Annotated in this window: 13 protein-coding genes; 11 read left to right on the top strand and 2 right to left on the bottom strand. The window is 69.6% G+C overall.

The window, feature by feature from the left end; all coding sequences use genetic code 11:
• From SOM10_RS11125 to SOM10_RS11075, 11 genes are all read left to right on the top strand, one after another.
• On the top strand, positions 1-948 hold the full coding sequence (locus SOM10_RS11125) for an ABC transporter permease (RefSeq protein ID WP_320489997.1): 948 nt from the start codon (positions 1-3) through the stop codon (positions 946-948).
• Positions 945-1841, top strand: coding sequence for an ABC transporter permease (locus tag SOM10_RS11120; protein WP_320489996.1), 897 nt, complete (start codon positions 945-947; stop codon positions 1839-1841). Before SOM10_RS11125 ends, SOM10_RS11120 begins: the two co-directional genes overlap by 4 nt.
• The gene (locus tag SOM10_RS11115) at positions 1838-3466 is read left to right on the top strand and encodes a dipeptide ABC transporter ATP-binding protein (protein ID WP_056279969.1); all 1629 of its coding nucleotides are present in this window, start codon (positions 1838-1840) and stop codon (positions 3464-3466) included. The genes SOM10_RS11120 and SOM10_RS11115 overlap by 4 nt, the downstream gene beginning before the upstream one ends.
• Positions 3463-4482: a putative FMN-dependent luciferase-like monooxygenase gene (locus tag SOM10_RS11110; protein ID WP_187250528.1), complete on the top strand. Its 1020-nt coding sequence runs from the start codon at positions 3463-3465 to the stop codon at positions 4480-4482. The genes SOM10_RS11115 and SOM10_RS11110 overlap by 4 nt, the downstream gene beginning before the upstream one ends.
• A complete protein-coding gene (locus SOM10_RS11105; RefSeq protein ID WP_053097143.1) occupies positions 4479-5099 on the top strand; it encodes a CMD domain protein in 621 nt (206 codons plus the stop codon). Before SOM10_RS11110 ends, SOM10_RS11105 begins: the two co-directional genes overlap by 4 nt.
• The gene (locus tag SOM10_RS11100; RefSeq protein ID WP_072591572.1) at positions 5096-5692 is read left to right on the top strand and encodes an alkylhydroperoxidase domain protein; all 597 of its coding nucleotides are present in this window, start codon (positions 5096-5098) and stop codon (positions 5690-5692) included. Before SOM10_RS11105 ends, SOM10_RS11100 begins: the two co-directional genes overlap by 4 nt.
• A 131-nt stretch (positions 5693-5823) precedes the next feature.
• Positions 5824-6126 carry a hypothetical protein gene (locus SOM10_RS11095; protein WP_320489993.1) on the top strand — a complete coding sequence of 101 codons (303 nt, stop codon included), beginning with the start codon at positions 5824-5826 and terminating at the stop codon, positions 6124-6126.
• Positions 6126-7418, top strand: a complete 1293-nt coding sequence (locus SOM10_RS11090) for a putative T7SS-secreted protein (protein WP_320489992.1) — start codon at positions 6126-6128, stop codon at positions 7416-7418. Before SOM10_RS11095 ends, SOM10_RS11090 begins: the two co-directional genes overlap by 1 nt.
• 92 nt (positions 7419-7510) lie before the next feature.
• Positions 7511-7900, top strand: coding sequence for a hypothetical protein (locus SOM10_RS11085; protein WP_320489990.1), 390 nt, complete (start codon positions 7511-7513; stop codon positions 7898-7900).
• Positions 7897-8382: a hypothetical protein gene (locus SOM10_RS11080; protein ID WP_072591568.1), complete on the top strand. Its 486-nt coding sequence runs from the start codon at positions 7897-7899 to the stop codon at positions 8380-8382. Before SOM10_RS11085 ends, SOM10_RS11080 begins: the two co-directional genes overlap by 4 nt.
• Positions 8379-8663: a WXG100 family type VII secretion target gene (locus tag SOM10_RS11075; protein WP_320489989.1), complete on the top strand. Its 285-nt coding sequence runs from the start codon at positions 8379-8381 to the stop codon at positions 8661-8663. Before SOM10_RS11080 ends, SOM10_RS11075 begins: the two co-directional genes overlap by 4 nt.
• A gap of 5 nt (positions 8664-8668) precedes the next feature.
• On the opposite strand, the gene SOM10_RS11070 is transcribed toward SOM10_RS11075, so the two are convergent.
• Together SOM10_RS11070 and hrpA are read right to left on the bottom strand one after the other, a co-directional pair.
• On the bottom strand, positions 8669-9613 hold the full coding sequence (locus SOM10_RS11070) for a quinone oxidoreductase family protein (protein WP_072591566.1): 945 nt from the start codon (positions 9611-9613) through the stop codon (positions 8669-8671).
• A gap of 9 nt (positions 9614-9622) precedes the next feature.
• Entirely contained in the window at positions 9623-13501 is a 3879-nt protein-coding gene (gene hrpA / locus SOM10_RS11065) for an ATP-dependent RNA helicase HrpA (RefSeq protein ID WP_320489987.1), read from the bottom strand.
• Positions 13502-13513: the final 12 nt, after the last annotated feature.

Raw genomic sequence — 13513 nt, 5'->3', positions numbered from 1 at the left:
ATGAGCTTCGTCCTCCGACGAGCCGGGCAGGCCGCGATCGTTCTGATCGCGGCCTTCACGGCCACCTTCTTCCTCCTGCAGCTGTTGCCGGGGGATGCGATCCTGATCAAGTTCTCCGACCCCAGCCTCGGGCTGTCGCCGGAGCAGCTCGACGGCATCCGCGCCACCTACGGCACCGATCTGCCGTGGTGGCAGCAGTACGTGCACGCAGGTCTCGGATTCGCGGCCGGTGACTTCGGCTACTCGACACAGTTCGGCACCCCGGTGCTGGAGATGCTCGCCGAGGCACTGCCGTCGACCGTGCTGCTCGCGTCGCTGGGGCTCGTGGTCGCGCTGCTGATCGCCGTGCTCGTCGCAGGGCTCTCGTCTCTCGCGCCGTTCGCGTGGCTGCGCGACGGCATCCGTCAGGTGCCGGGGCTGTTCGTCGCGGTGCCGGTGTTCTGGCTCGGCATCCTGCTGATCCAGGTCTTCTCGTTCGGTCTCGGGTGGGTGCCGATCGTCGGCGCCGACCCTGTCGCCGGGCTCGTCCTTCCCGTGCTGACCCTCGCCGTGCCGATCTCCGCTCCGCTCGCCCAGGTGCTGGTGCGCGCCATCGATCAGGTGCAGGCGCAGCCGTTCATCACCGTCGTCCGTGCCAAGGGCGCGCCGCCGTCGTGGGTGCTCACCCGGTCGGTCGCGCGCAACGCGGCCCTGCCGACGCTCACGATCGCCGGGGTGCTGTTCGGCGAGCTCGTGGGAGGGGCCGTGGTCACCGAGACCGTGTTCGGTCGCGCCGGCATCGGCCGCCTCACCGAGCAGGCCGTGTCGAACCAGGACATCCCGGTGCTGCAGGGCGTCGTGCTGCTGTCGGCCCTCGGCTTCGTGCTCATCAGCTTCGCCGTCGACCTCGTCACCCCGCTGATCGATCCGCGCCAGCGCGCCCTCTCGAAGTCAGGAGCATCGGCATGACCGTCGCCGCCGTGGCCGCATCCGTCGACACCCCGCCCGAGACACCGCAGCAGGATGCCGCAACGCTCACCCGATCGCCTCGACGCGCGCGCGGACTGCTCGCTCTGCCGTGGGGGCTCTACCTCGCGATCGCCGTCGTCTCGCTCGCCGTGCTCTGGGCGCTGATCCCCGGGGTCTTCGCACCCGGCGACCCTCTCACCGGCACTCCCGCCGACAAGCTGCTGCCACCGAGCGCGGCGCATCTCTTCGGCACCGACACGCTCGGTCGCGACCTGTTCGGCCGCGTCGTCCACGGCGCCGTGCACTCGCTCTCGGGAGCGCTCATCGCCGTCACCGTGAGCCTCGCGCTCGGGACGATCCTCGGTGCGATCGCCGGCGCGATCGGCGGCGTCGTCGACGACATCCTGATGCGCGTCGTCGACGTGCTGCTCGCCATCCCCGGCCTGCTGCTGTCGCTGTCGGTGATCATCCTCCTCGGCTTCGGCACGGTGAACGCCGCCATCGCCGTGGGCCTCGGCAGCGTCGCCGCCTTCGCCCGCCTCATGCGGTCGGAGGTCGCCAGAGTGCGTCGCAGCGAGTACGTCGAGGCGGCGTACGGCAGCGGGGGCACCTTCTTCACGGTGCTCCGTCGCCATGTGCTGCCGAACTCGCTCACCCCGATCGTCGCGCTCGCCGCCCTGCAGTTCGGCACCGCGATCCTCGCGATCTCGACCCTCGGATTCCTCGGTTACGGTGCTCCGCCACCCACCCCCGAATGGGGGCTGCTGATCGCCGAGGGACGCAACTACATCGCGACCGCCTGGTGGCTCACGGCACTGCCAGGACTCATCGTGGTCGTCGTCGTGCTCAGCGCCAACCGCATCTCGCACCGCATCGGAAGGAACTCGCGATGAGCGTGCTCACCGTCGACGGCCTCGCCGTCTCGTACGCCACCAGAGCCGGTCGCCGGGAGGTGGTGCACGGGGTCTCCTTCGAGATCGCCGAGGGAGAGGCACTCGCGCTCGTGGGCGAATCGGGATCGGGCAAGTCCACCACCGCGCACGCCCTGCTCGGCCTGCTGCCCGAGGGTGGCAGGGTCGACGGCGGCACGGTGCGCCTCGGCGAGCTCGACATCTCGGGCTGGACGGATCGCGCGCTGCGCGGCATCCGGGGTCCGGAGATCGGACTCGTGCCGCAGGACCCGGTGACCTCGCTCGATCCCGTGCGCCCGATCGGCGCCCAGGTCGAAGAGGTGCTGAAGCTGCACGGCCACCGCGATCGTCGCTCGCGGCGCGCGCGGGCGATCGAGCTCCTCGACCGGGTCGGCATCGATGATCCGGACCTCCGAGCGCGGCAGTACCCGCACGAGCTCTCGGGCGGTATGCGCCAGCGTGTGCTGATCGCCTCGGCGATCGCGCTGCGGCCACGGCTGCTGATCGCCGACGAGCCCACGAGCGCTTTGGACGCGACCGTGCAGCGCAAGGTCCTCGATCTGCTCGACGAGCTGCGCCGAGAGGAGGGCACGAGCATCCTGCTGGTCACCCACGACCTCGGCGTCGCGGCCGACCGCGCCCAACGGCTCGTCGTGCTGAAGGACGGCCGCATCGTCGAGCAGGGAGCGAGCGCCCAGGTGCTCGCGGCACCCTCGGACGGATACACGAAGCAGCTCCTCGCCGACGCCCCGGCGTTCACGACGGGGTTCCGCCGCCCCGAGGCGCCGCCCTTCCTGCGGGATGCCGCAGCGGTCGCGGCCGAGAACCCGTTCGCGATCACCGCGAGCGGTCTCGTCAAGGAGTTCAGGGTCGCGGGGCGTGAGCGATTCCGGGCCGTCGACGACGTGTCGTTCCGGGTGCGCCGGGGCACGACGCACGCGCTGGTCGGCGAGTCCGGATCGGGCAAGACGACCACCGCGCGCCTCATCACGCGCTTCCATGAGCCGGATGCCGGGGCCATCGAGATCGACGGTGAAGACGTGACCGGTCTGTCGGGCCAGCGTTTGCGCGCGCTGCGCCGGCGCATCCAGCTCGTGTACCAGAACCCCTTCGCCTCGCTGGATCCGCGGCAGCAGGTCGTCGACATCATCGCCGAGCCGCTGCAGAACTTCGGGGTGGGCTCCCGCTCCGACCGCAGGGATCGGGCGCTCGCCCTGATCGACAGGGTGTCGCTGCCGAGCGACCTCGCGCAGCGCACACCGCGTGAGCTCTCGGGTGGGCAGCGACAGCGGGTCGCGATCGCCAGGGCCCTCGCGATCGACCCCGAGATCGTCGTGCTCGACGAGGCGGTGTCGGCCCTCGACGTCACGGTGCAGGCGCGCATCCTCGAACTGCTCACCTCGCTGCAGGCCGAACTCGGTCTCACCTACCTCTTCATCTCGCACGACCTCGCCGTGGTGCGCAGGATCAGTCACACCGTCTCGGTGATGCGCCGCGGGCGGATCGTCGAGGAAGGCGTCACCGAGGAGCTCTTCCACGACCCCCAGCACGACTACACCCGGGAGCTGCTCGCGGCCGTCCCCGGACGAACGGAGCAGCCCGCATGACCGCACCCACGATCGCCTTCTTCACCCGGCTGCTCGACGACGCGTCGCCCGCCGAGCGCTACGCGCTGGCCACCGAGCAGATCCGGCACGCCGAACGGCACGGCGTCGGTCGCGCCTGGGTCGCACAGCACCACTTCCGCGCCGCGGAGGGCGGCCTGCCCTCGCCACTCGTCTATCTCGCGAACGTGGCCGCGCAGACCTCGCGCATCCGTCTCGGCACCGGGGTCGTCACGCTGCCGCTCGAAGATGCGGTGCGTGTCGCCGAGGACGCGGTGGTCGCCGACCTGCTCTCGGGCGGACGCATCGACCTGGGGCTCGGCAGCGGCGGAACCCCCTCGTCCTTCGTGCCGTTCGGTGAGGACGTGCGCGAGAAGGCGCCCACCTACGACCGCAAGCTGCGACTGCTGCTCGACGCGCTCGCGGGGCGGGACATCGGCGCCGACAACACCCTCTATCCGGATGCCGGCACTCTCGGCGACCGCATCTGGCAGGCGACCTTCTCGGCCCCCGGCGGCCATCGCGCCGGCATCCACGGGCATGGCCTCCTGCTCTCGCGCACTCAGCCGCGGTCGACGGACGCGCTGCACGCCCCGCTCTCGGCGCTGCAGGATCCGATCATCGACGCGTACCTCGAGGCTCTCCCCGACGGCGTCGCCCCGCGTATCACCGCCTCGCGCACCGTGTTCGTCGCGGATGATCGCGCGGATGCCCTGCGCTTCGCTGAGGTCGGGCTGCGTCGTGCCGCCGAGGGGTTCCGCCGACAGGGCCAGACGATCCCCGGCGACACCCTCGATGAGCTGATCGTGGCCCTCGACACGCACCTCGGCACCCCGGAGGAGGTCGCCGAGTCCCTCGCCGCAGACGCCACCCTCGACAGGGCGACCGAGGTCGCGTTCCAGGTGCACTCGGTCGACGCCCCGCACGAGCACGTGCTGCGCTCGATCGAGCTCTTCGCCGAGCAGGTCGCCCCCGCTCTCGGCTACACCCTCACCGACACCATCAAGGAGAAGGCATGACCACCGACATCGTCGATCAGATCGTAGGGGTGACGCCCGAGCTCGATGCGCTGCGGCGCCGCCGCCCCGTCACCAGGGAGCAGCTGCAGGCGAGCTTCGACGCGCTCTTCGCGCCGGTGTCGACGGAGGAGGTGTCGCAGGCCGAGCGCGAGCTGATCGCCGCGTTCGCCACGCGCCTCGCCGGCGACGCGGATGCGACGGCCGAGTTCTACGCAGACCGGGCCCTGGCTGTGGACCCGCAGCGCGCCACCGTCGTGATCGCCGAGGCCACGAACGCTGCGGTGACCGGGCCCTTCGGCTCGTACACCGAAGCGGGACTGCAGGGCGAGAACACCGAGGGCGAGCGCTACGCGCCGTCGCCCGAGATCGCAGAGGCGCTCGGCGGGCGGGTCGCCGCCGCCCTCGCGCACACGCACCTGCTCGTGTTCCGGCCGCGCGAATCCGCGGCCGTCGACATCCAGCGGCTGGTGGATGCGGGATGGTCGGCCGACGGCATCGTCACCCTCTCGCAGCTCGTCTCGTTCCTCGCGTTCCAGCAGCGCGTCATCACGGGCCTGAGGGTTCTCTCCGCCGCCGGCATCGCCGCGGCATCCGACTCCGAGGAGGAGGCAGCATGACCGAGCTTCTGCGCGATGACGCACCGCACCCCGAGGCGTTCACGCGAGCCGAGGTGGGGTGGACCCCGCATCTGCCGCCGCTCGCGGAGGAGGAGCTCACCGAGCGCCACTACGACGGTCTGGTCGACGCCTCTCGGGCGAAGAACGACTACTTCCGGCTGCTGGCGCGCGACCCCGAGGTGCTCAAGGCGCGCACGCTCGTCGACAAGGACATCTTCTACAACGCCAAGGAGGGTCTTCCCCGGGCCGAGCGCGAGCTCTCGGCAACCGCGGCTTCGCGTCGCAACGGCTGCGTGTTCTGCGCCTCGGTGCACTCGCGCTTCGCGGCGCACCACAGCAAGCGGGTCGACGACGTCGATCTCCTGCTGGATCAGGGAGTCGACGCCGACCTCGGGGAGCGGTGGAACGCGGTTGTCGCGGCCTCCGTCGCCCTGACCGACACGCCCAGCACCTTCGGCGCCGACGGGATCGCCCGGCTGCGGGCGGCGGGACTCGATGACCTCGAGATCGCCGACGTGATCCACGGTGCCGCGTTCTTCAATTGGGCGAACCGTCTGATGCTGTCGATCGGGAGGCCGGTCGCGCCCGCCTGATCGGTCGAGAGATCAGCACCGGCCCACCTCTGACGTGTCACCGTCGGGGTGGGCTGGTGTCCTTTTGCGAGAGTATCGGCATACTTCTTGCTGTCTCCATATGACGACGTATCGCTTGCTAATGTCGACGCATGGCAGCCGCGGGCGGAGCATTCTACGAAGTCGATACCGACGTGCTGCGTGCTATGGCGTCGAAGGCGCGTCGCATCGTCGGCGAGCTGGGCTCGTCCGATGCCGCGAAGCCTGCTGACGCCGGACACGAGTGGGTCGTCGCAGCCGCGACGCGTTTCAGCAGCGCATGGTCCGACGGGCTCTGCGTCCGTGTGACCGACACCGAAGACTTCGCAGACAGGTTGACCACGACCGCTCGGATCTTCGACGAAGGCACCGATGCGGCGAAGGCCGAAGTCGACGCGATGATCTGGGACGACTGATGGAGCTGGGGCAGACCCAGTCGGCGGCGGACCTCGTGCCGGGCTCGGTGTCCGAGGTCAGGGCGACCGCGGAAGCGTGGAAGGCTCGTGGCGCTGAAGCCACCCGTGCACGCGATGACCTCGCCACGCTGGATGACGACGGCACGTGGAGAGGCGCTGCCTACGACGCCTATCTCGACCGGTTCGAGCGGCAGCTGCTGCACTGGAAGCATGCGGGCGAATCGCTCCGCGCGGGTGCGAGCGCACTGTTCACGTGGGCCGACGCGTTGCAGTGGGCGCAGGACGAAGCCGACCGTGCGATCACTCTCTGGAACGAGGCAGAGCAACAGGCTGTTGCGGCGCTGGCCGCCCACCGTGCACACGTGCGGGAGTTGCGCGTCGGGCAAGGGCTCCGGCACCCCGAGGCCGACGTGCCCTTCGTCGATCCGTCAGGTCCTGCGCACAATGAAGCGCGGGAGGTCCTGTTCAACGCCCGGGCGACTCTCGAGGTCTATGCGCGCGACTGCGCGATCCGGTTGGACGATGCCGCGGATGCGGCGCGGATGCCGCTGACCGACGCGGAGGCCGCGACACGAACACAGCACGCGACGACCGAGGTGATCGTCAACCTCGCTGTCGTCCAGCCGTTCCGAGCCACGATGGACATGCTCGCGATCTCGGCGCAGACGCTCTGGGAGCACCCCGACATCATCCTCGAACTCCTGGGCGGCGCTGCCACCTTCCTCGGCGGCGCGGCGCTGGCAGCCGGAGGCGGGGCCATCACCGTCACCGGAGCCGGTGCGCTGGCAGGTTCGCCCGCACTGGTCGTCGCCGGAGTCGGAGTGGCCGGTGCAGGCGCGACGATGATGGGCGACGCCGCCGGCCGATGGCTCACCGAGAGCTACGGCGTCAGCGACCGAGTCCGCGGCCTCGACCGCGGCGATGGACGCGACGACGCGGGGACGTTCGCGAATGGCCAGAAGGATCCGCTGTGGGTTGATAAAGAGAAGATCGGCCTCACGGAGTATGCCCAAGACTTCGAAGTCGAGGTGATCCGCTCGAAGATCAAAGTCGACTACGAGGGTTCTCCGCAGAATGGGCGCTTCTACGACGGGCTTGTGAAGAATACCGACGGGCCGAATACCTATACGGGTGTGGAGGTGAAGTCCGGCAGTGCTATCGAGGCATACAACAGGCCAGGAAGCACGCAGCGACAGTTCGATGACGTTGTGAACGCGGGTACACCAGCGCACGGAAAGATGGACGGCGAGGACATCCTCCTCACACGGGTGGACAGTAAGGACATTCCATGAGAGCACCGTTTACGCACGGCGAGCAGTCTCCCAGCGGGATGCGGGGGTGGGTGACGGACGGTTATCGCCCGATCCCTGATCACCTGCGCCTCATGCTGGGACATCTTGACGGCGACGGTAAGTACACGTACATCATCTGGCCGGGCTCCGATCCTTCGAGCACCATCGGATTCCGCGTGCCGGCAGATGATTCGTTCATGCAGGCCGCAGGCTCCGCGGACGCTATGACTGTCGAGGTGCGGCTTCCCGGCCCCGACGGTGAGTCGCACCTGTACTCGGTCGGACGGCCCGAGCCCGCAGACGGCACGACCACCCTCATCCCCATCAGCGACGACCGCGCGGTGCGCGTGTTCTCGAACGAGATCTTCACCGCCGACGAAGCCGCAGTGATCTTCTACACGTACTACCTCACCGATGCCGTCTCGCAGCCCTACGTGCTTCGCGAGCTGGATCTCTCCAACGAACTCTCGGAGGAACGATGACGCTCTATGGACCCTTCGTCCAGGCCGCGAACGACGGTCGCACCGGCTGGCTGGCCGACGAGCATCTCACGATTCCCGAACGGCTCCGACGCACGCTGGAGTGGCTGGACGCCCGCAAGGACTACACGTACTCGATCTGGCGCGGCGCTGACCCCACAAGGATCGACGGCTACCACGAGCAGGCGAATGAATTCTTCATGCAGGCCGCGGGCTCGGCTGATGCGATGACGGTGGAAGCGCGGCTCCTCGGCGCCGACGGGGAGAGCCATCTGTACACGATCGGCCGGCCCGAGACCGCTGACGGCACGACGACTCTCATCCCTATGAGCGACGACCGCGCGGTACGAGTGTTCTCGAACGAGATCTTCACCGCCGACGAAGCCGCGGAGATCTTCTACACGTTCTACCTCACCGAAGCAGTCTCGCCGCCCTACGTCCTGCGTGAGCTCGACCTCGCACTGGAACTCTCGGAGGAACGATGAAGGTCGCTGTTCGTCACGACGCCGTGGCACAGACCGTCGCCGAGCTCGCGCTCACCGTGAAAGCCATCGAGCACGAACTCGACGCCCTCGATTCCGAGGCGACGCTACTGAAATCGACCTGGGACGGGGAAGCGCAACGGGCCTATGACCGTGCCCAGCGGGAGTGGTCGAACGCGCTCGAGAGCATGAGAGCGTTGCTGGCCGAGGCCACGCGCCGACTGATCGCCGCGAATTCCCTCTCCATGGCGACGGCGTCCACGGCTGCCCGCGTCAGGTCCTGAGCGGCTTACGGGATCAGCACGATCTTGCCCGAGGCGGCTCCGGACTCCATGAGCTCATGAGCGCGTGCCGCCTCGCTCAGCGGCAGTTCGGGGCCGAGCTCGATCGTGAAGTCGCCCGCCGCCAGCAGGTCGACGGTCGCGCCGAGGGCCTCAGCGCGCCACGCGAGCTCCTGCTCGGTGAGCGGCACCGGTGAACCGCCCGAGAACGCCCGGATGCCGAACGACGCGGCATCGGGGCCGCGGACGATCGTCGCGATGCGCTCGCGGTCGGCGACGAGCTCGAGCGACACCTCGATGGCCTCATCGGTCCCCGCGCAGTCGAGCGCGACCGTCACCCCGACGGGTGCGGCCTCGCGTACGCGCTCCAGCAGCCCGTCTCCGTATGCGACCGGGATCGCACCGAGGTCACGCAGCTGATCGTGTCTGGCCGGGCTGGCGGTCGCGATGACGGTGGCGCCCCAGGCGACGGCGAACTGCACGGCTGCCTGGCCGACCGAGCCCGAACCGCCGTGCACGAGAAGCACGTCGCCGTCCGTGACTCCGAGCGAGCGGAGCGCCTGATAGGCGGTGCCGGCGGGGATGCCGATGCCGGCCCCCTCCGCTGCGGTGACGGAATCGGGCAGCGCGACGAGCTTGTCGACCGGTACGGCGAGCATGCTCGAGTAGGTGCCGACCGTGTCGCGGATCGCGACGCGGTCGCCCACCGCGAATCCGTCGACGTCGTCGCCGAGCGATTCGATGACCCCGGCGCCGTCGAACCCGACGGCACGCGGCTCGGTGATCGGCGGTGAGGGGCGCTTCGCGCTGCGGAGCTTGGCGTCGATCGGGTTGGCACCCGCCGCCTCGATGCGCACCACGGCCTCGCCGCTGAGCGCGATCGGATCGGGAATCTCGATCAGGTGCAGCACATCAGGAGAACCGAACTCTGTGTAGACGATCGCGCGAGCCATGGATTCAGGCTACCCCCGAGACGACAGCACCTTCATGATCCGCTGCGGAGAGACGGGCTGCGCGGTGCCGAGACGCTGCGCGAACACGCTCACCCGGTACTCCTCGAGCAGCCAGCGGGTCTCGACCAGGGCCGGCGGCGCGTCGGCGGACAGCGGGATCGCGCCCCCGGCATCCTCGAAGGCCTTCGCCATGCGCTCGAACTCGCTCATGCGCGTGCGGTCCTTGCCGGGCTCATTCGCGAGCGTCTTCAGCCGCTCGAGCATCCCGTCGAGGTATCGCGGGAAGTGCGTGAGGCGCTCGACGCCTGCCGCCGAGACGAACCCGGGGTGCAGGAGTCCCGAGAGCTGCGTGCGGATGTCGTTCAGCGGCCCGAGCAGTGCGAGGGAGTTCTGCGAACGGATGCCGCGCTCGACATCGCGGGTCTTCGTGAGGATGCGAGCGACGAGCGACACGCAGGCGAAGAGGTCGTCGACGAGCGACGCCGACACCGCGTCGCGCACGCGCACGAACTCGGCCTCGGTGCGCACGAGGCCGCCCGGCGCCAGCCGATCGATCGTGCTCTGGACGACCGCGGCCCGGCAGTCCTCGATGAGCGCGGCGGCCGACTGGTAGGGCGACGCGGCGAGTGCGAGCTTCTCCTGGCTGGTGAGGTGCTGCTGCACGTACGACGAGGGCGAGGGCACACCGAGCAGCACGAGGCGCAGCACGCCCGCCCGCGTGGCGGTGGCGGCGGCATCCGCCGTGGACTCGACGCGCACCGAGACGGTCTTCCCCTGGTCGACGATCGCCGGGTACCCGCGCACCACTCCGCCGGCCACGCGGGTGTCGAGCACCTCGGGCAGGTCGCCGAACGTCCAGGCGGTGAGGCCGTCCTTCTCGATCGAGGTGGCGGCGGCAGCGGGCTGCGGTCCCTTCGAGGGGCCGGGGCGGCGGGGCGGGGTCGCGATCGACCGGGCCACGCTGCTGCGCGCACGGTCGGCGAGCTCGGCCTGCAGCGCACTGAGGTCGCGGTTCGATCCCGCGACGCGCCCGCGCTCGTCGACGGCGCGGAAGTTCATCCGCAGGTGCGCGGGCACGCGATCGTCTTCGAAGTCGGCAGCCGAGACGAGCTGATTCGCGAGCGGCTGGATGAGGCGTGCCAGCGCCTCTTTGAGCGTGCGATGAGGAAGGCCGCCGTGCGACTCCGGGCCGTCTCCGGCGAGCTCGGCACCGAACTTGTCGGCCCAATCGGCCGCAGGCACCACGTGCCGTCGGATCGCCTTGGGCAGTGCGCGGAGCAGGCCGGTGACGAGTTCGGCGCGCAGCCCCGGCACCTGCCAGTCGAAGCCCCTGTCCTCGATCTGTGCGAGCAGAGGCAACGGGATCACGACGCTCACGCCGTCGTCGGCCGCCCCCGGCTCGAAACGGTACGCGAGCCCGAGCACCTGGTCGCCCTGCGTCCACCGGGTGGGGAACTCGCTCTGATCGGCCCTGCTCTCGTCGTCGAGCAGGTCGGCCTCGCGCATCACGAGCAGCTTCGGGGTCGCGGCCAGCGCGTCGCGCCACCATTTCTCGAACGAGCGCACGTCGAAGACGTCGGTCGGGATCCGCTCGTCGTAGAAGCGGAACACCGCTTCGTCGCCGGCGAGGATGTCGCGACGCCTCTCACGTTCCTCGAGCTTCTCGAGGCGCTTGCGCAGTTCGGCGTTGCTGCGCCAGAAAGCGCTGACCCGCTTGTCGATGCGCGTCGGATCCCATTCGCCCTCGACGAGGGCGTGCCGCACGAACATCTCACGCGACGCCGCCCGGTCGATGCGCGCGAACTGCACACGGCGACGGGGGATGATCTCGACCCCGAACAGCGTCACCTTCTCGTACGCGACCGCCGCGCCGGCATCCTTCGACCAGTGCGGCTCGGTGACCTGGCGCTTCGCGAGATCGCCCGCGAGCGCCTCCGCCCAGGCGGGGTCGATCGCGGCGACCGTGCGGGCGTAGGTGCGTGAGGTCTCGACGATCTCGGCGGCCATGACCGCCTGCGGGGCCTTCTTGCGCAGGGCGGATCCGGGGAAGATCGAGAAGCGGATGCCGCGGGCGCCACGGTATTCCGCCATCCTCTTCTTCTTCGGATCGAGGCCCTTGCCGGTGTTGCGCTCGTCGAGGATGCCGATCTGCGACAGGAGTCCGGCGAGCAGAGCCCGATGGATCGCATCCGGATCCGCGGTCCCCCCGCGCGAGGAGTCCTTCTCCCGCACGAGCGACCGCAGCTGACGGTGCACGTCGAACCATTCACGCACCCGGACGTAGTTGAGATGCTCCGAACGGCACAGGCGACGGAAGGCGCTCGAGCCGAGCTCGCGCTGCTGCTCCCGGAGGTGGTTCCACAGGTTCAGGATCGACAGGAAGTCGCTCGTCGGGTCGGTGAAGCGCGCATGCATGCGGTCGGCTTCGTCGCGCACGCTCTGCGGCGCCTCCTGCGACGGCCGCTCGCGCACGTCCTGGATCGACATTCCGGCGACGATCGCGAGCACGTCGCGGGTGACGTCGGCGCCGCCGGGGCGTCCGGCCTCGATCAGCATGCGGGCGAAGCGGGGGTCGATCGGGATTCGGGAGATGTCGCGACCGATGCGGGTGAGTCGAGGTGCGTCTCCGCTGCCGGTGACGGCGCCCAGCTCGGTGAGCAGGTCGACGGCGGCCTTGACTCCCCGGGAGTCGGGCGGGGTGAGGAACGGGAAGGCGGTGATGTCGCCGAAGCCGAGCGACAGCATCTGCAGGATCACCGAGGCGAGCGAGGTGCGCAGGATCTCGGGTTCGGTGAACTCCGCGCGCTTGTCGAAGTCCTCCTCGCTGTACAGGCGGATCGCGATGCCGTCGCTCGTGCGCCCGGCGCGGCCCGAACGCTGGTTCGCGGAGGCCTGCGAGATCGCCTCGATCGGCAGCCGCTGCACCTTCGAGCGGTTGCTGTATCGCGAGATGCGCGCGGTGCCGGTGTCGATCACGTAGCGGATGCCGGGAACGGTGAGGCTGGTCTCGGCGACGTTCGTGGCGAGCACGACCCGACGCCGCACACCGGCGACGCGGCTCTTCTCGAACACCCGGTGCTGCTCCGCCGCCGACAGCCGGCCGTACAGCGGCAGCACCTCGGTGGGGGAGCGGTCCTTCGCGTACGCGCCGCGCACGGCATCCGCGGCATCCCTGATCTCGGCTTCGCCCGGCAGGAACACGAGCACGTCGCCCGGCTCCTCGCGGTCGAGTTCACGGAGGGCCGCGACGATGGCGGTCACCTCGTCGGACTCCTCGGTCTCCTCCGTCTGCTCGCGGTAGCGGATCTCGACGGGGAAGGTGCGGCCGGACACCTCGATCACCGGCGCGGGCACACCCTCGGGCGTCGCGAAGTGTCGGGCGAAGCTCTCGGGATCGATCGTCGCCGACGTGATGATCACCTTGAGATCCGGTCGTTCGGGAAGGATCCGCACGAGGTATCCCAGCAGGAAGTCGACGTTGAGCGAGCGCTCGTGCGCCTCGTCGATGATGATCGTGTCGTAGCGGCGCAGCAGCCGGTCGCGGTGGATCTCATTGAGCAGGATGCCGTCGGTCATCAGCGCGATGCGCGTGTCGTCGGACACCTTGTCGGTGAAGCGCACCTTGTATCCGACGAGGCCGCCGAGCTCGACCTGCAGCTCCTCGGCGACGCGCTCGGCGATCGTGCGGGCGGCGAGTCGTCGGGGCTGCGTGTGCGCGATGCGCTCGCGCCCGAGATCGAGGCAGATCTTCGGCAGCTGCGTCGTCTTCCCCGAGCCCGTCGCTCCGGCCACGATGACGACCTGGTTGTCGCGGATGGCGTCGGCGATCTCCTCCCGCGCAGCGCTGACCGGCAGCTCGGGAGGATAGAAGATCACAGGGGAAGGCATAGAACTCCCATC

The organism is Microbacterium sp. CFBP9023 (genome assembly GCF_034045055.1).
GTDB lineage: Bacteria > Actinomycetota > Actinomycetes > Actinomycetales > Microbacteriaceae > Microbacterium.
The sequence above is the reverse complement of the archived record's forward strand: the minus strand, read 5'-3'. Positions and strand labels throughout refer to the sequence as shown.

Bases quoted from the DNA above. Each gene is read 5' to 3' on its own strand.
- SOM10_RS11125 (WP_320489997.1), top strand. From the start codon at position 1: ATGAGCTTCGTCCTCCGACGAGCCGGGCAGGCCGCGATCGTTCTGATC.
- SOM10_RS11120 (WP_320489996.1), top strand. From the start codon at position 945: ATGACCGTCGCCGCCGTGGCCGCATCCGTCGACACCCCGCCCGAGACA.
- SOM10_RS11115 (WP_056279969.1), top strand. From the start codon at position 1,838: ATGAGCGTGCTCACCGTCGACGGCCTCGCCGTCTCGTACGCCACCAGA.
- SOM10_RS11110 (WP_187250528.1), top strand. From the start codon at position 3,463: ATGACCGCACCCACGATCGCCTTCTTCACCCGGCTGCTCGACGACGCG.
- SOM10_RS11105 (WP_053097143.1), top strand. From the start codon at position 4,479: ATGACCACCGACATCGTCGATCAGATCGTAGGGGTGACGCCCGAGCTC.
- SOM10_RS11100 (WP_072591572.1), top strand. From the start codon at position 5,096: ATGACCGAGCTTCTGCGCGATGACGCACCGCACCCCGAGGCGTTCACG.
- SOM10_RS11095 (WP_320489993.1), top strand. From the start codon at position 5,824: ATGGCAGCCGCGGGCGGAGCATTCTACGAAGTCGATACCGACGTGCTG.
- SOM10_RS11090 (WP_320489992.1), top strand. From the start codon at position 6,126: ATGGAGCTGGGGCAGACCCAGTCGGCGGCGGACCTCGTGCCGGGCTCG.
- SOM10_RS11085 (WP_320489990.1), top strand. From the start codon at position 7,511: ATGCTGGGACATCTTGACGGCGACGGTAAGTACACGTACATCATCTGG.
- SOM10_RS11080 (WP_072591568.1), top strand. From the start codon at position 7,897: ATGACGCTCTATGGACCCTTCGTCCAGGCCGCGAACGACGGTCGCACC.
- SOM10_RS11075 (WP_320489989.1), top strand. From the start codon at position 8,379: ATGAAGGTCGCTGTTCGTCACGACGCCGTGGCACAGACCGTCGCCGAG.
- SOM10_RS11070 (WP_072591566.1), bottom strand. From the start codon at position 9,613: ATGGCTCGCGCGATCGTCTACACAGAGTTCGGTTCTCCTGATGTGCTG.
- hrpA (WP_320489987.1), bottom strand. From the start codon at position 13,501: ATGCCTTCCCCTGTGATCTTCTATCCTCCCGAGCTGCCGGTCAGCGCT.